14 protein-coding genes are annotated in these 19,366 nt (G+C 62.4%); 2 read left to right on the forward strand and 12 right to left on the reverse strand.

Annotated elements, in window-relative coordinates:
• Window positions 1-5: 5 nt before the first annotated feature.
• Window positions 6-1,130, forward strand: a complete 1,125-nt coding sequence (locus GBB18_RS08270; RefSeq protein ID WP_151550119.1) for an isochorismate synthase MenF — start codon at window positions 6-8, stop codon at window positions 1,128-1,130.
• Between the two features lie 137 nt (window positions 1,131-1,267).
• Here the strand turns inward: GBB18_RS08270 and GBB18_RS08275 are convergent, their stop codons facing one another.
• The 12 genes from GBB18_RS08275 to GBB18_RS08330 all read right to left on the reverse strand — a co-directional run bounded on the left by GBB18_RS08275 (window position 1,268) and on the right by GBB18_RS08330 (window position 17,268).
• Window positions 1,268-2,065, reverse strand: coding sequence for a fumarylacetoacetate hydrolase family protein (locus GBB18_RS08275; RefSeq protein WP_151550118.1), 798 nt, complete (start codon window positions 2,063-2,065; stop codon window positions 1,268-1,270).
• 192 nt (window positions 2,066-2,257) lie between these two features.
• Window positions 2,258-2,899 carry an exonuclease domain-containing protein gene (locus tag GBB18_RS08280; RefSeq protein WP_151641359.1) on the reverse strand — a complete coding sequence of 214 codons (642 nt, stop codon included), beginning with the start codon at window positions 2,897-2,899 and terminating at the stop codon, window positions 2,258-2,260.
• The gene (locus GBB18_RS08285; RefSeq protein WP_151641360.1) at window positions 2,899-4,827 is read right to left on the reverse strand and encodes a DUF294 nucleotidyltransferase-like domain-containing protein; all 1,929 of its coding nucleotides are present in this window, start codon (window positions 4,825-4,827) and stop codon (window positions 2,899-2,901) included. Before GBB18_RS08285 ends, GBB18_RS08280 begins: the two co-directional genes overlap by 1 nt.
• Before the next feature lie 218 nt (window positions 4,828-5,045).
• On the reverse strand, window positions 5,046-6,065 hold the full coding sequence (locus GBB18_RS08290; protein ID WP_151641368.1) for a 3-isopropylmalate dehydrogenase: 1,020 nt from the start codon (window positions 6,063-6,065) through the stop codon (window positions 5,046-5,048).
• 59 nt (window positions 6,066-6,124) lie between these two features.
• Complete coding sequence (locus tag GBB18_RS08295; RefSeq protein WP_151641361.1) at window positions 6,125-6,778, reverse strand: hypothetical protein; 654 nt, start codon at window positions 6,776-6,778, stop codon at window positions 6,125-6,127.
• Window positions 6,779-6,916: 138 nt separating this feature from the next.
• Window positions 6,917-8,512: a phosphoglycerate dehydrogenase gene (serA, locus tag GBB18_RS08300; protein ID WP_151641362.1), complete on the reverse strand. Its 1,596-nt coding sequence runs from the start codon at window positions 8,510-8,512 to the stop codon at window positions 6,917-6,919.
• A 211-nt stretch (window positions 8,513-8,723) separates the two neighbouring features.
• Complete coding sequence (locus GBB18_RS08305; RefSeq protein ID WP_151641363.1) at window positions 8,724-10,397, reverse strand: cell wall-binding repeat-containing protein; 1,674 nt, start codon at window positions 10,395-10,397, stop codon at window positions 8,724-8,726.
• Between the two features lie 214 nt (window positions 10,398-10,611).
• A complete protein-coding gene (locus GBB18_RS08310) occupies window positions 10,612-12,492 on the reverse strand; it encodes a DUF262 domain-containing protein (RefSeq protein WP_151550485.1) in 1,881 nt (626 codons plus the stop codon).
• A 67-nt stretch (window positions 12,493-12,559) separates the two neighbouring features.
• Window positions 12,560-13,576 carry a cation diffusion facilitator family transporter gene (locus GBB18_RS08315; RefSeq protein ID WP_151641364.1) on the reverse strand — a complete coding sequence of 339 codons (1,017 nt, stop codon included), beginning with the start codon at window positions 13,574-13,576 and terminating at the stop codon, window positions 12,560-12,562.
• A 112-nt stretch (window positions 13,577-13,688) separates the two neighbouring features.
• Window positions 13,689-14,702 carry a ketol-acid reductoisomerase gene (gene ilvC, locus GBB18_RS08320; RefSeq protein ID WP_151550111.1) on the reverse strand — a complete coding sequence of 338 codons (1,014 nt, stop codon included), beginning with the start codon at window positions 14,700-14,702 and terminating at the stop codon, window positions 13,689-13,691.
• Between the two features lie 51 nt (window positions 14,703-14,753).
• Window positions 14,754-15,302, reverse strand: a complete 549-nt coding sequence (gene ilvN / locus GBB18_RS08325; RefSeq protein WP_151550110.1) for an acetolactate synthase small subunit — start codon at window positions 15,300-15,302, stop codon at window positions 14,754-14,756.
• A gap of 19 nt (window positions 15,303-15,321) precedes the next feature.
• Entirely contained in the window at window positions 15,322-17,268 is a 1,947-nt protein-coding gene (locus GBB18_RS08330; RefSeq protein ID WP_151641365.1) for an acetolactate synthase large subunit, read from the reverse strand.
• Between the two features lie 633 nt (window positions 17,269-17,901).
• Between GBB18_RS08330 and GBB18_RS08335 the strand changes: the two genes are divergently transcribed.
• On the forward strand, window positions 17,902-19,366 hold a 1,465-nt coding region (locus GBB18_RS08335; protein ID WP_192795984.1), incomplete at its 3' end, for a mechanosensitive ion channel family protein.

Consider the following 19,366-nt stretch of genomic DNA (forward strand, 5'->3'; position numbering starts at 1 on the left):
ATGCCATGGCCCGATTCGCTCACCGTCCCTCTTCTGCACCGGATTTCCTGCTCTCTCGTGCCCATGGATCAGTGCGCACCCAAGGATCGCGCGCTACCTATAGCGACCCATGGGAAGCCGTGGCTGCGCTGCGCGAGGGGCGGGTGACGATGGTGGTCGGCGCCCTTCCTTTCTTGCGCGATGATCCCGCAGCACTGACCGTGCCCGAACGAATCATTAGCGAACAAGGCCCCTTGGAGCCGCACGCGCACTACCGCATCGGCCCCGGCTCGCGGCTGCACTCCGAGCTTGTTGGCGTCGACCCCGACGAGGACGAGCATCGGGCGCGGGTAGAGGCGGCCGTCGCCACCATCGCACGCACCCGCTTGGAAAAGGTGGTGCTTGCCCGCGCTGTAGACGTGCGCTTCGACCCACCGGCCGATCCGCTGCTGGTGGCCGCCAAGCTCATTGATCGCTCCCCCCACTGCGATGGCTTCATCGCCGACCTCTCCCCCGCTGGCGGCGCCCACGCCCACACCATGTTGGTGGGCTCCTCCCCAGAGGTTTTGGTGCGCAAACGTGGCACCACGCTCAGCGCCTATCCACTGGCTGGTTCGGCACCTCGCGGCGTCGATAAGCGCAGTGATGAGGAAAATGGGCAACAGCTATACAACAGCGCCAAGGACCTTGCCGAGCATGCCCATGTGGTGCAGCACTTGGAACGCACCTTGCGGCCGCTGTGCGAGACGCTGAGCATTCCCGAGCGCCCCGAGCTGACCAAAACCGCCGAGATGTGGCACCTCGCCACCCCGATCACAGGAACGGTCAAGGAAGCAGAGATGACTGCCCTCGAGTTGGCCTTGCAGACACACCCCACCCCAGCGATTTGCGGCACCCCCACCGACGCCGCAGAGGCGATCATCACCGCCACCGAGACGCCGCGGGGGTTCTATGCAGGCGCCGTGGGCTGGTCCAATCGGCGCGGAGACGGCGAATACATGGTGGCGATCCGCTGCGCCGAAGTCGATGCCTATGGCACTCACGCGCGCACCTGGGCCGGCGGCGGGATCGTCGCCGATTCCGATCCACAAGCCGAGCTCGATGAAACCACCGCCAAGCTGCGGACCATCATGTCGGCGCTGGGGTTGTAGGGGCTCAATCGGGCTCAGAACGAGCGCGGACGGTAAACGAAACCACCCGCCGTCGAGTGCGTTCTCAGCAGCGGGTGGACATGCGCGCTAGGCCGCGACGCGCGGCCCGGGGCACGTGAGGCATAAGGCGCAGAAGATTAGGCGCGCTCGACGGGGTTGGCCAGACGGCCCAAACCGGGGATCTCGATCTCGATGTGATCGCCGGGGAACATTTCCGCCGTTCCTGCCGGGGAGCCGGTGGAGATAACATCTCCCGGCAGCAGCGTCATGGACGCGGTAATGAACTCCACGATCTCTCCCACGGACATGATCATCTGCGAGGAATTGGAATCCTGCTTAGTCTCGGTCACACCATTTTGGGTCAGGTGCGCCTTAATGGGCAGATCCTCAAGATCGAGGGCGTCGAGGTCCGTTTCGATCCACGGGCCCAGCGGGCAGAAGGTGTCAATGCCCTTCGCCCGCGACCACTGGCCATCGGAGAACTGCAGATCGCGGGAGGAGACATCGTTGATGACGGTGTAGCCGAGGATCACGTCCTTCCAATTCTCGGCCTTGACATTCTTGCACGGGCGACCGACGATGAGCGCCAACTCGCCCTCGAACTCCACTCGAGTGGCGAAATCGGGGATCTTGATGGCAGCGCCCGGGCCCACCACAGCCGTCGGCGGCTTCAGAAACAGCGTTGGGGGCAACGCATCCGCAGACTTCTTAAACACCTCCGCCACATGGTCCGCGTAGTTGCGCCCGATCGCGCAAATCTTCGATGGCAGCATGGGTGCCAGCAATTTCACCTCAGCGATCGGCCAGCTACGGCCCGTGAATTCCGGCTTAGTGAAAGGAGTCTCTTTGATCTCCTTCGCTACCTGGTCTTCACCTTCCCCCTCGATGACGGCGAAACACATTCCTTCTGGGTGGGCAATTCGTCCAAAACGCATGCCGACCATCTTAACCAGCCCGTGCTTCAACGCGCCGCTAATCGGGCATAAAACCTGCTACAGCACGGCGTCTCTCCCACCAGATGGGGTTAGTTTCCGCGCTGCTACTACGCATCAGCGCTACCCATCCCCCATCGCGCTCGCGAGCAGGGAAAATCAGGGCTGCCTAAGCGACACTACTCTGATGCGTAGTCACAACTGGATATCACGCACGGTGGAGTACCCAAGATGGGCTCTCATGGCTAGGTAGAGCTCGGCGCAGGCGATGGCGTCGATAAGCGCATTGTGATTGGGATAGCGCGGCAAGCTATAGCGGGCACGCACCCGTGGCAGGCGAAGGTCCTCACCGCGCGGATAGGTCGACATCTTTTCCATGTGCGTGCGTTCGAGTTGGAAAGTGTCGGCGGTGGGTACTGTCAGGGACGCGCCGAATTCCTGCTCGCAGAGCGCAGAGAGGAAGCGCTGCTCGATCGGGGCGAAATGCACCAGCATGGTGGTGCCCGCGAGCCGCGGAAGGAACGCCTCCAAGGCCTCGCGGGGGCTGTAGCCAGTGGCAAGTTGGGTGTCGGTGAGATGGTGAAGAGTCGCGGAGGTACCGACCGAGCGGTCCTGTTTGATGAGCATATAGCCGGCCTCGCCGAGATGGATTCTGCGGCCACGCACCGGCACCCACCCGATCGAGAGCATGGCGTCTTTTTTCGGATCCAGGCCCGTGGTCTCAATATCGACGGCGAGCAGCTCCGCCTCGTCGAGGGGCGTGCGCGGGTTCTGAGCGGCGACGGCCTCGAACTCGGCGAGCGCGCCGGTGGCCTTCTTTTTTCCCCAGCCGAACATCAGATGCTCCGCACGGGGTATTTGGTGCTCAGGGCTGATTGCATCGAGCGGATGATAGAAAAGGCATCACGGAGGCCTTCGCGTTCGATGGTGCTGAGCTGTTTGGGGTCGATGTGGTAGTCCACGGCTTCTGGGGCGGCGCCACTACGCAGCTGCGCCGCCTGGTGGCGCTGCACCACGGTGTTAAGAAAATGGAAGCTATCGAGCAGATCAGCCCCGCCCTTGGCGGAGACCCAATTGCTGGCCATGGCATATTCCAAGCGCTCGGAGGTGCCGAGAGGCCGCGTGCTGATCTCGGCGGGCGCGGATAGGGCAAAGAGGCGAGCCATTTGCACGATCGTGGCAGTGCCGCCCTTTTTCACGTTGAGGGTATTGGCGTAGTCTCCGCTGCGTTCCACCACGAGCCCGCGGAAGAACCCCAACGGGGCATCGCGTCGCGCCGCGAGAGCAGCCAAGTGGGCGTGCATCCTGCGCGCACCGTGGGCTTGATCATTCGCGGATTCGATGACCTCCTCGGCGAGCGCCAGGGTGCCGGCTATACCGCGCATATCGAAGAACACCTGCGTGTGCAGCACCGCCTCCGGCTCTGGGGCGGATACCCACGTGTGAAAGGTGCGCTTCCACTGGCTCACCGTCATGCGCCATTCGGGGTTGGAGGCCATCATCTCGCCCGGGCAGAGCACTTGGCCGGCGGCGGCGAGCCGAGTGCACACGCGCTCATAAAACGTGGCGAAATAGTCTCCATGCGCGCCGGGGTCGAAGTCATCGGCGAGGATGAGCGCGTTGTCCTGATCGGAGGCGAAGCCCATTTCGCGGCGCCCGTGCGAGCCGAGCACCACGAAGCAATAGTCCACAGGTGGCGGCCCCATCTCCTCTTCCGTGAGCGCGATCAGCCGCTGCGCTAGGGCATCGGCGGCGAGGGTGAGCAGGCCAGAGACCTCCGCAGGATCGGCGCCGCGCTCGATGAAGCGGGCGGCCACCTCCTTCGCGGAGCTATATACCTCTGCGAGCTCCACATCGGTTTCGGCCCGCTCCATATCGGCGTGCACGAAAATCGGATCATTGCGCAGCAGGCGCATAATATCGCCCGAGGCGACGATGCCGACGAGATTGTGATCATCAATCACCGGCAGGTGGTGGATGCGGTATTGCGCCAGCAGCAGCATCGCTTCGAAGCCGCGCATCGAGCTGCTCACCGTCACCGGATCCGGGGTCATCACCGCAGAAATCGGCAGCGAGGAATCGATCGCCTCCGCCACCACTTTCTTGGTCATGTCCCTATCGGTGACGATGCCGAGCAGGCGTACCGTATCCTGTGCCGCATCGACGAGCACCCCCTCCTCCAGCGCGCTCTCCTCGCCTTCGACCACCAGCAGGCTGGACACGCGCTGGGAGGCCATGCGCGCCGCCGCCTCTCTAATGGAGGTATCGGGGCTACAGCAGGCGGGCCGGCGCACCATGCACTCGCCCACCAAGCTGCGCAGCGCATCAGAGGCCGATTCCTCCCGCATCTGGGAGGCCGTCGCTCGAATCCGCTGCGACTGCGAGGAGAAAAAGCGATGCACCTGCGGCTGGTTTTCGCAGAGCTCAAGAAATGCCTCACGCGGCAGTCGCAACAGAAGGCTATCCTCCACCGCGACCATCGTGTACAGCGACGGGGAACTATCGTCGAGCGTCGAATAGCCGAAGGAACGCCCAGCGTCGCGACGATCGAGCAGCAGCCCATCCTCGCCGAGCACATCCACCGCGCCCGAACGAATGATATTGAGATAGCTATTGGGCTGTCCCGCACTAAAAATGACCTCGCCGGCGCGCACATATTCCACCACCACATGCTGGGGCAGCTGGCTCAGCGCTTCCGCCGAGAGATGACTAAAGGGCTCATGCGCCGACAAAAAATCGCGGATCTCTTCCAGTTCTACGTTCATGTCCCGTAGTGTAATCCACTTCACTTTTGACACGACGTGTTTTAGACCAAAATGATCCGCGATTGTGACCTAGATTCCTAGCGGGCCATCATTGCTTGACGACGTCACCCTCCTGCTACTACGCAGCAGGGCACCGACAGCAACGCCCCAGGCGCCCCGAAGCCGCGCGAGACCCCGCGAGGCCGCGCGAAGCACAGGGCGACTCGAGGAGCGCACAGCTAGCTCAAGCGAGCGACGATATCGTCCCCCACCGCCGTGGTGGAGATAGCGGCATCGGCATCGCGTGCCGATAGATGATTCTGCACAGCCTCCTCGATGCGCTGGGCATTAGCCTCATCATCCAGATGACGCAGCAAGAGCGCCATCGAGAGAATGGCGGCCACCGGATCGGCCACACCAGTACCGGCGATATCGGGGGCGGAGCCATGGACAGGCTCAAACATCGAGGGATTCGTGCCGCTGGCGTCGATATTGCCGGAGGCAGCTAGACCAATGCCGCCGGTGATCGCGCCGGCCTCATCGGTGAGAATGTCGCCGAAGAGGTTGTCGGTGACAATCACATCGAAACGGGAGGGGTCGGTGACCAGGTAAATCGTGGCGGCGTCGATATGGCAGTAATCCACGGAGACCTCGGGATAGTCCTTAGCCACCGCATCCACGGTGCGCTGCCACAAGGAGCCGGCGTGAACGAGCACATTGGTCTTGTGGACCAGCGTGAGCTTCTGACGCCGCGACTGCGCCAGATCGAAGGCATAACGCACCACGCGCTCGACACCGAAACGGGTGTTCTGGCTCACCTCGCTGGCCACCTCGTGCGGAGTGTTCTCCCGCAGGGTGCCGCCATTGCCGGCATAGAGCCCCTCGGTACCCTCGCGCACGACCACGAAGTCCACATCGCCAGGATCGCGCAGCGGCGAGGTGGTGCCCGGATAGATCTTGGATGGACGCAGATTCACGTGGTGATCAAGGGCAAAACGCATCTTGAGCAACAGGCCTCGCTCCAGCACACCCGGGGGAACCTCCCCTGGCGCACCGATAGCGCCGAGCACAATGGCGTCGTGGCGCTTCAGCTCCGCCAGATCGTCCTCGGTGAGCAGCTCGCCATTGCGGAGATAGCGACGCGCCCCGAGGTCGAACTCGGTCGTGGCAACGTCGTCACGCACTGCATGGAGCACCTTCAGCGCTTCGGCCGTAACCTCCGGCCCGATACCGTCGCCGCCGATGACTGCAAGTTTCAACCCAGATTTCATAGAGTGATACACCTTTCCCATATAGTGAACAGCGCTAGTGTAGCACGTTAGCCCTGCCCCGCGAGCACAATAACCGTGCGCTGCAACTGCAGCACCGCCGCCACCGCGCTACGCAGCGCCGCGTCGAAACCAGTCTCGTCACAGCCGGCCACCTCCACTGCGGTGTGCACCGCACACCACCAGCCCTGCTCCCCTTTCACCGGGAATGCCGCCGCATCATCGACCTTGCTGGTCGCGAAATTGCACACATGCGCTAACTCTCCAGGTTCGCCGTCCACCTGCGACATCGCTACCACCTGCAGATGCCCGCCACGAGTTGCCCCAAAGTCCACTGGCAGGCCATCGATAGCAAACTCAATACGCCCAGTCTCAGCCGAGGGATGCACCTCACTGACCCCATGAGCCGTGAACCACGCAGCCAAGGACTGCATCACTGCCGCACGGGCGGCATCGTCGGACTCTTCCGCCGCAAGGTTCGGAGCGGGCTCAGCAGAGTCCGCGGCGGAGACCATCCCGCAGGCTGCCATGGCCCGGTCCCGGTACGCCGGTTCCGAGATGCTACTACGCAATAGAACTGTGCCGCTTTCGGCATCAGCGACAAGTTGGGCGCCGGGATTGGCGGAATTATAGGCCGCAACTGCGAGAAGAGCGCGGGGATAGTCGTCGACGGTGAAGCTCACGGGCAAAGTCTCAGAGTGCATAACTCTGTAGCGTAGTAGCCCCTAAAAATAACCCGCGTGACTACCCGAGTATCGCTACTCGGAAGCCACGCGGGTATCAGCTCATCCCCCGCTGCCCTGCCGCAGCGATCAGGCGGCGACAGCGAGGGAGCGACGTGATTAGTCCAGGGAGAGCTGGAAGACGAGGGAGGCGTCGAGCTTCTCGCCGATGCTCTCCACGACCTCTTCGGGAATTTCCTGATCGATGCGCAGGATCAGCGTCGCGCCGGAGCCGGTGGCGTCCTGGGACAGGGCGGCGGCGTTGATATTGACCCCGCACTCGCCCAGCACGGAGCCGACGATGCCCACCGCGCCCGGGGCGTCGGTGTACTGCAGGAAGAGGTTGTGGCCTTCGGCGCGCAGATCGAGTCCGCGGCCATTGATGCGCACAACCTTCTCCACGCTGTTCAACCCGGTGAGGGCGCCGAAGACCTCGACGGCGCTGCCGTCGCTGGCGATGACCTTCACCCCGAGAACGGAGCGGTGGGTCTGGGCCTCGGTGACGGTGGAGACATCCAGCTCCACGCCGCGGGACTCGGCGATCTGCGGGGCGTTAACGAAGGTCACGGGCTGATCGACGGTGGTGGCGAATACGCCGCGCAGCGCCGACAGGCCCAGCGCCTCAATGTTCTCGGAGGACAGCTCGCCGCGGCCTTGGACCTCGACGCGTACGGCAGCGCCGTCGAGCAGGTGCACTGCCACGAGGCCCAGTTTGCGGGCCAGCTCCAGCCATAGGGCCACTTCCTCGCCCACGGCGCCGCCGGAGACGTTGACCGCATCGGGAACGAACTCGCCGGCCAGGGCCTTGAGCACGGAATCGGCCACATCGGTACCGGCACGGTCTTGGGCCTCAACAGTGGAGGCGCCCAAGTGCGGGGTGACGACTACCTCGGGGCAAGCGAATAGTGGGGAGTCCGTGCAGGGCTCGGTGGCATAGACGTCGAAACCGGCGCCGCGGATGGTGCCGGCCTGAATGGCGTCGACAAGCGCCTGCTCATCGACGAGACCACCGCGTGCGGCATTGATGATGATCTGCCCCTTCTTGGCCTTGGCGAGCAGCTCGGCGTCGAACATGCCGGCAGTCTCCGGGGTCTTGGGCAGGTGGATCGTGACAAAATCGGAGCGCTGCATGAGCTCCTCGAGCTCCACGAGCTCCACGCCCAGCTGGCCGGCGCGGGCCGGATTGGCGTAGGGGTCATAGGCGATGATGTCGGTTTCGAAGGCGCGCAGTCGTTGGGCGAACAGCTGGCCGATGTGGCCGAAACCGACGATACCCACAGTTTTTCCGTAGATTTCCACGCCCTTGAAGGACGAGCGCTTCCACTCGCCTGCGCGCAGGGTGGCATCGGCGGCGGGGATCTGGCGCGCGGTCGAGAGGAGCAGCGAGATGGCGTGCTCGCAGGCGGAATGGATATTGGAAGTGGGGGCGTTGGCCACCATCACTCCCTGCTCGGTTGCGGCATCGATATCTACATTGTCGAGTCCCACGCCGGCACGACCCACAATCTTCAACTTCGGCGCCGCGTCGAGCACCTCCTTGTCCACGGTGGTGGCAGAACGCACCAGCAGCGCGTCGGCGTCAGCGACCGCAGCGAGCAATTCGGGACGGTTGGGACCGTCAACCCAACGCACTTCCACGGCATCTCCGAGCGCATCGACGGTGGACTGGGCGAGCTTATCTGCGATGAGAACGACTGGACGGGTTGTCTCGGTCACGAGGAATCTCCTGGGGATATGGGGTGTTGGGCGGCTTCCGGCTGATGCGTGACGACGCCGCCACGACTCCATAGAAAGTCTGATATTCCAGACTTGCGGTGAGGCCAGAAACAGGCCCACCCTCTGCTGCGTAGCACAGCGTGGGTGGGGCCTTTTAAATCTTAATGGTTACTAGGCCAAACCTTGATGAATCGGCCTCAATTGGGGGGATTTATTGATAGGACACAAACCACGGACGCGGCGTGATGTCCATCGTCTGTTCCGGAGTGAAGGTGGGAGCGTCCTCATCGTAGAAGTTCTTCCACGCCAAGAAGATGCGCGGGTCGAGGCCTTCCTTGAGTACGTCCCAGGTTTGGAACTTCAGATCCGGAGTGCCATGGCCATCAGCGTGCAGCACAATGGCGAGCTCGGGGTAGTCCACATTCAGCTGCTCGCGGTTACGGATCATCTGGAGCTGGAACTGGTGCAGCACCAAAGGCTTCTGCGGCAGGTTATTTTCGTCGACCAACTCGGCGAGCCAATCGGAGACCTCGTTCACTTCGGCAGCGTCAACATGACCCACATTCTGCAGGGGCAGCTCACCCGGCCCGATCTTCCATTCCGGGTCGAGCGCCAGGCCCACGTTGGGGCGCTTCAGCAACTCTTCGTAGAGCTTGGCCTGGTCGAGCAGGCGAGCCCGGCCAGGCTGCAGATCGAGCACAGCATAGCCGCCGATCTCGGTGATGGCGTCGAGATAGTCGAGCAGCTCCTCGCTCGTGGCCTCATTGGAGTAGTCATTATCATCACCCGGATCCGAGGAGGCCACGGTGGCCATCATCTCGAAGGCGGGGATGACCGGATCGTCCACGTACTGCTGGTACTGCTCGGCGATGTTGACCACGCGCTCCGCGGCAGCCGCAGAATCCTGCTCACCCATCGCACCCAAGGCAGGTCCGGTGTGGTGGCCGTAGAGGGCAACCACGTGGCGCCCTGGGAAGACCAACTGGCCGCCACCGGGCTGTTCCTCGGTGACTTCTTGGCTGCGCACAATGCGCTTCTTCAGGTTCTCCTTGGAGCCAAAAAGACACCCCAAGGCGATCACCGGCTTATCTTCCATGCCGGCCACAGCCTTGATGCCCTCTTCCGAGGCGCGCGGGTCGGGCCACGGCAGCGCAACCAGGTCGGCGCCCCACGCCTTAGCGGTTGCCGTCGCCGGGATACCGCTCATCGGGGAGGTCAGAACCACCGGAGAGTTGCCGTCGTCAAGCGCGGACTGCGCAGGGAAACTCTCCTGCTCCTGCGCCTTGCCCTCGGCCGGGGTGGAATAGCCCTCCGGAACCAGCAGGGTTGGCTGCTTGGGATCCAGATTCACAATGTCCGTGATGGCCTGTCCGGTATCGTCGGTGGTCTTCTCAGTGAAGCTCTGCGAGGTGGCGGCCTCCAGGGATGCGATGGTGCCTTCGTCCTTGATGAAGGTGATATCGGCATCATCGGTTGCCTCCGCCGCAGCGAAGTCAGTATCGCCGACCAGCAGCACCTTGGTGGCCTTGAGACGCTTGAGCTCCTCGAGGATCGCGGCGCGGTTATCGGGAGTATTCATCAGCATCGGGGCGTGGGCCACGGCCGCGATCGATGCGCCACGCAGCTGCGAGGCCATAGCCTTGCCAGAGACCACCGCTGTCTCGGAGTGGTCATAGAAGAGCTTGGAGGCGTCAATACCGGAGAAATCGTTATCGCCTACCACGAAAGGGGCCTCGCCGAAACGGGGGTCCACGTCGCGGGCTGCCGCAGCATTCGACGCCGCCGGTTTATTATCGGCGCCGCCATTGTTATTCGAGCACGCCACTCCCACGCTGGAGAGCATGAGCACACTCGCGGCGATCGCGATAGCCTTGTTCTTCTTCACTAAATAATCCTCTCGCCCTGACGGGTTCGATTACTGGTTTGCCTAGGTCCTAAACGTATCTGCTCACCCAGAGGACGCGGTCGCTGCTGTGGGCTTGGCGCGCACTACGCAGCAGCCCGGCACTACTCGGTGCGCCACTGTGCCGAGGTCACATGAGCGCACGCCGAAACGCACCCCGGTGGGCAGTATCGACAGCTTAGCCTAGCGCATCTTATTACTCTCCCGTGCTCTCTTCGGGGCATTGGAAGGCGTCGGGACCCTCGTGGCCACCACGCAGATCGTTTTCATCCACGTCGTGAATCGCCTCGTTGCCCATGGCTTCCTCAATGGCCTGCACCACGCGACGGCGGCGATCGGAGAAGAATTCCTCTGCCTTAGCCGCGTGCAGATACTCGGGGGTGAGCATGGAGGTGGCGAGCACTGCGTCGAACTCGGCATCTTCCATGATGGACTTCGACTGCACCCGCGGCAGATAGCGCGAGGGCGGGGTTCCCGAAATCACCACCTGGGTGCGCCGCCCCATGGGGGCACGGTTGAGCACCGAGTTATACAGCACGGGGTCCACGCCCTGCTCTGCGCACCACCGCGGCGGGAAGATGTAGTGGAATCCGGCGTCAAGATCCTCGATATTTTCGCCGGTAAACTCCAGCCCGGTGCGCCAGTCCTTGGCGCCGCGGCCCATCATAAGCGCGAAGATTCCCTTATAGGCGGTGGAATCGGCGTCGATACTGAGCAGACGCGATTCGGCGAAGCGCGCCTTCGCCACGCTCGCGGGAAGCTCCACATCCGCAGCAGCGTCAGACTCCCCTGCTGCACCGGACTCCCCCGCTGCACCAGCCTTCTCAGCGCGGGCGGCGGCGAGCACCCAGCGCGGCACCTCATTGACGTCTCGGGCGGCCCGGTTAGCCACCGCGGCGGTGCCGTAAAGCTCGCCCAGAATAACGCACCAGAACCACCGGTAGAGCCGGTCCCATGCTTTGCGGGACTGCCATACTTCCGGTTCCTCCTCCAGAATCGCAAGGATGACGGCCAGCGCCACCAGCTGGGAGGTATAGGGCACCTGGTCGCGGGTGAAGATGCGGCGATCGCGGAGGAATTTCGCGGTATGCGCGAAGGCCACCCGCATCGACTCGGCGGCCGGCTTGTACTCCTCCAAGGTGAGCTGGAGAATATCCTCGCGCTGGCCTGAGGCGCGGCCGCGCCGGTAGGTCACCAGCAGCGTCACGGCTTTGAGGAAGTCGGTGGTGCCGACATCGCCCAAGACCTCGAAATTGGAGAGCACATCCTTGGTCTTCTTCCAATCGTCTCCCAGCTTGTACTCGCTGTCCTCGGTGGCAAAGACCGAGGTGAGAAGATCGAAAACGCCCATGCGTAGTCCCCCGGAGTTGGCGTGGGCAAAAATGGAGCCGATGCCGCCGGTGTGGGTGTCGCGATCCAGCCGGATCATCGGCACGCTGTAGCGAGATAGCGGGCGCACGACGCGGTTCATGATGGTCTTCGTGCGGTCGCGCGTATCGGCGTCGCCCCGGGCGGCGAGATCGAAGAGCATATTGGCGCCCTTGTCATTCAACAGGTCAGCAATGGGAATGACCTCATTGCTCAGCTCCGCCTCATGGTCGGTGACCCCACCCTCGATGAAGGGGCCGAAATGGGTGTGCACGATGCCGTTCTCGTCCACGGAAAACACGGCTTCATCGGGCAGGATATCGCCCTCGAGCGCCTTGTTGATGTCCAGATAGAACTTGCGGCGCACCCGCTTCCGGCGAAAGTCCACGGTGTCGATGTAGCCATCGCCGCTCAAGGTATGAAACAGCGTGGTCAGCCGCTGCTGGCCGTCGAGAAGCAACCATCCCGGATCGGAGCCTTCATTCGGCGCGCCCTGCAGCGGTCGCGGCTTGAAGCGTACCGGCTCGCCGCGCACATCCAGCGTCATCAGCGTGCCGATCGGATAGCCGCGCAGCACCGTCAGGATAAGGGCACGTACCCGATCAACATCCCAGCGGAAGGAGCGCTGGAAATCCGGTAGCTGCAGATCACCGCGATTGATGCGGGCAAACAGGTCAGTCAAAACATAGCTTGGCGTACTAAAACCCATACCCTTAAACCTAGCGCCTCATCCCCGTCGCGGCGCGATAGCGCTTATCGACGCCGCCCCGCGACACCTACTCGCTTTGGCATTCGACTTCCTCATGCCCTGCATGCTCCTCGGATTCAATCTGAATGGTGGCATGCCCTAAGCCCATATCCTTCAACGCGGCAGTGGCGGTGTCGAGGACTACGCAGTGGCGCGAGGAGTCCAAGGAATCGTCGACCACAAGGTGGCAAGAACACAGATGCGTAGTGCCATCGAGACTCCAGATGTGAATGTCGTGTACCTGCCTGACCTGATCGATCTCGATGAGACGCTGCTCCACCTGCTCGACGGTGACCCCGGCCGGAGCGTGCTCGAGAAGCACTTGGCCGGCATCGAACACCAGCCGCAGGGAGCGCGGCAGAATCATCGCGGCGATAATGACACTTGCAATGGTATCGGCTGCCACGAAGCCGGTGTAGCGGATAATCAAGCCGGCAATAATGACAGCTACCGAACCCAACAGGTCGGTAAGCACATGCAAATAGGCCCCACGCAGGTTCATACTGTCGTGCTGCCGCCGCACCAAAACCACCGCCGCGATGGTATTCACGACCAAACCGATAATGGCGACGATGAGCATCATGCCGGTGTCCACGCTGTGGTCATGGCCAAAACGCCCAATTGCCTCAATGAAAATATAAATTGCAATACCTGTGACGGTGAGGGCATTGATGAGGGCGGCGAAGACTTCCATGCGCTTATAGCCAAAGGTTGCGCCTGCGGAATGCGCGGAGCGCCCCACCACCATTGCGATGAGGGCGATAAAAAGCCCCGCCGAATCGGAGAGCATGTGCGCCGCGTCGGACAATAGAGCCAAAGATCCGGAAATGAGGCCAACGATGAGCTCGGCGAAAAAGACCGCAGCTGTCAGGCCGATAACGATTAGCAGCGCCCGCAGCGAGTCGGTGGGCACATGCACATGCGCATGGTCGTGGCCATGGGCGTGACCGTGGTTGTGGTCGTGACCGGAGTCGTGCGCATGATCGTGCGCATGCTCCTCGTGGGAGGAGTGGGAGCCGTGGGAATGAGGGGAGGAGGTAGTCATACCTGACAGCCTATCCCCTATTTTCATTAAATGCTAGTATTGAAAATATTATGGGTAGCCTATACACACAAAAGCCCCACCACAGGGTGGGGCTTTTGGCTATATGGGGCTACTACGCAGTGGCATCCAACGGGTTCTTCACCCAGGACATCATGTCGCGCAACTTCGCACCGGTCTTCTCGATCGGGTGATTGGCGATCTGCTCGCGGTAGTCCTTCATCTTCGGCTGGCCGGCCTCAACGTCGGCAACCATGTCGCGCACGAACTTGCCCGACTGGATATCAGCGAGCACCTCTTCCATGCGCTTCTTGGCCTCGGCATCGATGATGCGCGGGCCGGCGACATAGCCGCCGAGCTCAGCGGTCTCGGAGATGGAGTAGTTCATGTTCTCCAGGCCACCCTCCCAGATGAGGTCCACGATGAGCTTCATCTCGTGCAGCACCTCGAAGTAGGCCATCTCGGGGGCGTAGCCCGCCTCGGTGAGCACCTCGAACCCGGTCATCATCAGCGACTCGAGACCACCGCAGAGCACAGCCTGCTCGCCGAAGAGGTCGGTCTCGGTCTCCTCGCGGAAGGAGGTGACGATCACGCCGGCGCGGGCGCCACCGATAGCGGCAGCATAGGACAGCGTGAGGTCCTGGGTGTCGCCGGAGGGGTCCTGGTCGACTGCGATCAGGCAGGGCACGCCCTTGCCGTCAACGAACTGACGACGAACCAGGTGACCGGGGCCCTTGGGGGCCACCATGCCCACGGCGATGTCCTCGGCGGGGGTGATCAGGTCGAAGTGGATGTTCAGGCCGTGGCCGAAGAGCAGCACATCGCCGGGCTTCAGGTGCGGCTCGATCTGCTCGGTGAAGATCGTTGCCTGGGAGGTATCCGGGGCCAGGATCATGATGACATCTGCCCACTCGGACACCTCAGCGACGGATCCAACCTCGAAGCCAGCCTCTTCGGCCTTGGCGGCGGACTTGGAGCCCTCGCGCAGACCGATCTTGACCTCGACACCAGAGTCGCGCAGACACTGAGCGTGAGCGTGCCCTTGGGAGCCATAGCCCACAACCGCAACCTTGCGGCCTTGGATGATGGACAGGTCGGCATCGGCGTCGTAGAACACTTCAATAGCCATGTTGGAGAGATCAACCTTTCATTGATGGAAATACTAGGGGTAGCGTATCACTTACTGGGACTCGAAGTCCACTATTTGAGACGCCTTCTTGTGGTTGGGCGTGAGAATACGAGGACCACGGTGCATCGCGATCTGGCCGGACTTGGCCATCTCCCGAATCCCGAAGGGCTCGAGCACCTCGAGCAGCGCGTCCAATTTATCGGGCGCACCGGTGGCCTCGATCACCATGGAATCGGGAGAGACATCCACGACGCGGGCGCGGAAGAGATTCGCCGCATCCACCACCAGGGGGCGATGGGCGGCATCGGCGTTCACCTTCACCATGAGCAACGCCCGCGCGATCGTCTTCTCTGGCTCGAGGCGCACCACCTTGAGGACGTGGATCAACTTGTTCAGCTGCTTGGTGATCTGCTCGATCGAGTCATCATCGGTGTGGACCACGATGGTGATGCGGTTGACGCCGCGCGTTTCGGTACGTGCCGAGGTGATCGCGCTCATGGTGTACGCCCGACGGCTGAATAGCCCAGCAACGCGGGAGATGATGCCGTCGACATCCTGAACGAGCACGCTGAGAGTGTGACGATGGATTTCTTCAGACATTGATTCTTATCCTTCTCTCTTAGCCGCGCGATGCGGAGTCGGTATCGGCAGCATTCGCTGCGGTGTTCTCTGCGTAGTCGCTCTCTGCCTTCGAGGCGTGCGCCGCGTAGCCGGAGGCATTGCCATCGGAATAGTCCGAGGCGGACGCGGCCGAGGACTCTTCGTCGAAAAGCGGACGCAGATCACGGGCATATTGAATATCCGTGTTCGAGGCACCGGCCGAAACCATCGGCCACACCTGGGCGTCTTGACCCACGATGAAGTCGATCAGCACGGGCCGGTCGTTGATCTCGCGCGCCTTTTGAATGGTGGGCACGATGTCTTCTTCTTTGGTCACGCGGAAAGCGACACAGCCAAGCCCCTCGGCGAGAGCGACGAAGTCCGGCACATACTCGCCTTGCTCGCGCAGCTTGGTGTTGGAGTAGCGACTCTCATAAAACAGGGTCTGCCACTGGCGCACCATGCCGAGGTTGCCGTTATTGATCACGGCCACCTTGATGGGCATATTCTCAATCGCGGAGGTCGTGAGCTCTTGATTGGTCATCTGGAAACAGCCATCGCCATCGATGGCCCAAACTTCCTTATCTGGGCAGCCCGCCTTGGCGCCGAGGGCAGCTGGCACGGAATAGCCCATGGTGCCCAATCCGCCGGAGTTCAACCATGTGCGCGGATGCTCGAAGTCAATGAACTGCGCCGACCACATCTGGTGCTGCCCCACGCCAGCACAGTAGATAGCGTCTGGGCCCACTGTTTTAGAGAGCTCGCGGATCACGCGCTGCGGGGTGAGCAGGCCATCATCCACATCGTCCCAGCCGCGCGGGAAGCGCTCCTTGAGTGAGTTGAGATAGCTGTGCCAGGCGCTGAGGTCCTGGGTGTGAACGGACTCGGAGTCGAAGGCTCGGTTGAAGGCGCTCAGCACCTCGCGGGCATCACCGACGATCGGCACATCAGCCACTCGAATCTTGCCGATCTCGGCCGGGTCGATGTCGGCGTGAATCACCTTGGCCTCGGGGGCGAAGGAATCAACATCGCCGGTGACGCGGTCATCGAAGCGCGCGCCGATGGTGATGAGCAGATCCGCGCGCTGGATCGCCCCCACTGCCGAGACGGTGCCGTGCATGCCCGGCATGCCCATGTTCAGTTCATGATGAGAGGGCACAGTGCCCAGCGCCATGAGCGTAGTCGCCACCGGAATACCGGTTTTGTCGATGAATTCCTGCAACTCCTTGGACGCATTGGCCTTGATGATGCCGCCGCCGGCGTAGATCACCGGCTTGGAGGCTTGGGAGATGAGCTTGACGGCCTCATCGATCTGTCGGCTGTGCGGAGTCACCGTCGGGCGATAGCCGGGGATCTTGATCTTCGGCGGCCACTCGAAGGTCATCTCGGCGTTTTGCACGTCCTTGGGGATGTCCAGCAGCACCGGTCCGGGGCGTCCTGTGGTGGCAATGTGATAGGCCTCGGCGAAGACCCGCGGGATGTCATTGGGGTCGGTGATCATGTAGTTGTGCTTGGTCACCGGCATGGTGATACCGCGGATATCCGCCTCTTGGAAGGCATCCGTGCCCAGCAGGGAGTGCCCCACCTGGCCGGTAATGGCCAGCATCGGAACGGAGTCCAGCATGGCGTCGGCGATCGGGGTGACCAAGTTAGTCGCGCCCGGACCAGAGGTGGCGACGCACACTCCGATACGGCCGGTGGCCTGGGCATAGCCGGTGGCAGCATGGCCCGCGCCCTGCTCGTGGCGTACGAGTACGTGGCGCACCTTGGTGGAGGAATAGAGGGGATCATATAGCGGCAATACGGCGCCGCCAGGAATACCGAAAATGGTATCGATTCCGATGAGTTCCAAGGTCGTTACGATTGCCTGCGCACCAGTCATGCGCTGACCATTCACGGCATCCGCCTGTGAGGTCTGGCTGTGGTGCGCTGCAGCCTGCGATGAGGGCTGTTGCTTCTCGGCCACGGTGGATTGGCTCCTTGTTCGTTGCTGTCACTTGCTATGTACTACGCAGCAGAGTTGTCCCACCAGCACACCGAAAGATAGAGGCGCGGGTGGGCATATCCTGCCGGCGGGGAGTGAAACATCAGCTGTGTAATTATGTCGTAGCACTCAGCGGCGCCTCGAGGGGTGGTGGAGGGACACAGACCGCTGATAAACCAAAACCCTCGGCGGGAACTCGTCTGGTGTTCGAGTCCGTCGAGGGCGCGTGCTGTATGGGACGACTAGTACCGACCGCTACGGCGCGCGCCGCTCGGTAATTACGAGTACAAGTCGAATGTTGGTCATGCGGCAATAATACACAGCAGCCCTCAGAACTCACACAAAATTCACAGAAACTACCCCCATCAGACGGCAGCGCCGTCGAACCGGTCGCGCTACGACCGACACACCACTTCCACACCGCGGCCGCATGCTACGGCAATAGCGAGCACACTGCCGGCAACCGCGGACGGCACCAGCGCCACGCCGGCGGCGGAACTAAAAAATGCGGCTGAGAGTTAGATGAGAGCAGGTCAGGAAGGCTGCGGGTGGGCGTCGATAAGCGCTGATAACTCGTTGGCCACACTGCGGGAAACGACTATTTTAGAAACCACCATGCTCACTCAAGCTCAGTACATCTTCTACCAAACGCTCGACTGGATCGTCAGCCAAGGTCTCACCCTCATCCTTCTCATTCTCTTGGGCCTACTCGTACCCCGAGTCGGCAGGCTCATCAACCGCTACGTGCAATCCAAATGGGAGGACTCCGAGGAAGACCGCAAGGCCAGTCTCGCGCTCGTCGGCGCGGCCGTCTACATCGGCCAAGGTATCGCCTATTTCCTCCTCATCCTCGTCTTCTTCAAAACCTTAGGGCTCTCGCTGGTGGGCGCCGCCGTGCCGGCGACCGTCATTTCTGCTGCCCTCGGTTTTGGCGCCCAGGCCCTCATCGGCGACTTCCTCGCGGGCTTTTTCATCATCACCGAGAAACAATTTGGTGTCGGTGACTGGGTGCAGTTCGAAGGCAATGGCATCAGCGTCGAGGGTGACGTCATGCAGATCACCATGCGCGCCACCAAAATCCGCACCCTCAACGGCGAAAACGTCACTGTCCCGAACGGCACCGCCCGCGTGTGCATCAACTATTCCAACTACTGGGCCCGAGCTGTCGCAGTCCTTCCGGTGCCGCTGCTGGGATCCGACTCTGTTGAATCCGCCATCAGCCGCTCCACGAGCGCCGCCGAGCGCGCCCTCAATGACCCCATGGTCAAGCGCGATATCATCGGCGAACTCGAAGTGCACCCCGCCGTCGATGTCGTCCCGCCCACCATCGTCGGTATGCCGTGGATGATGACCATGCGCTTTATCGTCCAGGTCAATCCCGCCCGCCAATGGGCCGTCGAACGCGCCATCCGCACCGAAGTACTCAAAGAATTCTGGGACGAATACGGCTCCGCCACCACCGTCGATGGCATGCGCGTCGCCGAGCTTCGCGACGCTACCACACGCCCGCTCGATGCACCCCACTCCCTCGCAGCCCGCTATTCGCTTGACGACGCCGCCCGCGCCGAGAACAACCCCGCCGACAAGGCGGCACGCGCCGCTGGCGGGGCTGGCGCTGCGGGCGCTGCCGCTGGTGCTGCTGCCGCGTCGACCCCCGCAGAGGCGCCGACCCAGCAGGCTGCCGCTGTAGCCGATGAACGCACCCGTGGCTTCCCTGCCACCGACGCGCCGGTGACGGAGGAGCCTGGCGTCGACAAGCGCGATGACGAGGAAGACCAGGGCCCCACGCACATCTTCCGCACAGACGTCTACGAGCAGCGCTGGAAGCAGGCGCTCTCGCTCGGCGGGCGGACGCGCGTCTCCACCACGCTGATGATGATCGCGGCGCTGATATTGCTGATCACCAAGCTACTGACGGTGCAACCAGCCGAGGACTGGCGGGCCACGACCCGCTTCGTGGACCCAACCACCTCCAGCAGCCAGCCCTCCACTCCAACCTCCACTATGCCGGAGACCACGCAATCGCCCGAAACAAGCGAGCCGCAAGTAACACGCGAGCCCACCGCCACCAACCCAGCCC

The organism is Corynebacterium sp. 11A, assembly GCF_008930935.1.
In the GTDB taxonomy this organism is placed as follows: domain Bacteria; phylum Actinomycetota; class Actinomycetes; order Mycobacteriales; family Mycobacteriaceae; genus Corynebacterium; species Corynebacterium megadyptis.

Excerpts from the sequence above, each read along its gene's own strand:
- GBB18_RS08310 (WP_151550485.1), bottom strand. The coding sequence starts at position 12,492 with ATGGGTTTTAGTACGCCAAGCTATGTTTTGACTGACCTGTTTGCCCGC.
- GBB18_RS08280 (WP_151641359.1), bottom strand. The coding sequence starts at position 2,899 with ATGTTCGGCTGGGGAAAAAAGAAGGCCACCGGCGCGCTCGCCGAGTTC.
- GBB18_RS08285 (WP_151641360.1), bottom strand. The coding sequence starts at position 4,827 with ATGAACGTAGAACTGGAAGAGATCCGCGATTTTTTGTCGGCGCATGAG.
- GBB18_RS08295 (WP_151641361.1), bottom strand. The coding sequence starts at position 6,778 with ATGCACTCTGAGACTTTGCCCGTGAGCTTCACCGTCGACGACTATCCC.
- GBB18_RS08275 (WP_151550118.1), bottom strand. The coding sequence starts at position 2,065 with ATGCGTTTTGGACGAATTGCCCACCCAGAAGGAATGTGTTTCGCCGTC.
- GBB18_RS08315 (WP_151641364.1), bottom strand. The coding sequence starts at position 13,576 with ATGACTACCTCCTCCCCTCATTCCCACGGCTCCCACTCCTCCCACGAG.
- ilvC (WP_151550111.1), bottom strand. The coding sequence starts at position 14,702 with ATGGCTATTGAAGTGTTCTACGACGCCGATGCCGACCTGTCCATCATC.
- ilvN (WP_151550110.1), bottom strand. The coding sequence starts at position 15,302 with ATGTCTGAAGAAATCCATCGTCACACTCTCAGCGTGCTCGTTCAGGAT.
- GBB18_RS08270 (WP_151550119.1), top strand. The coding sequence starts at position 6 with ATGGCCCGATTCGCTCACCGTCCCTCTTCTGCACCGGATTTCCTGCTC.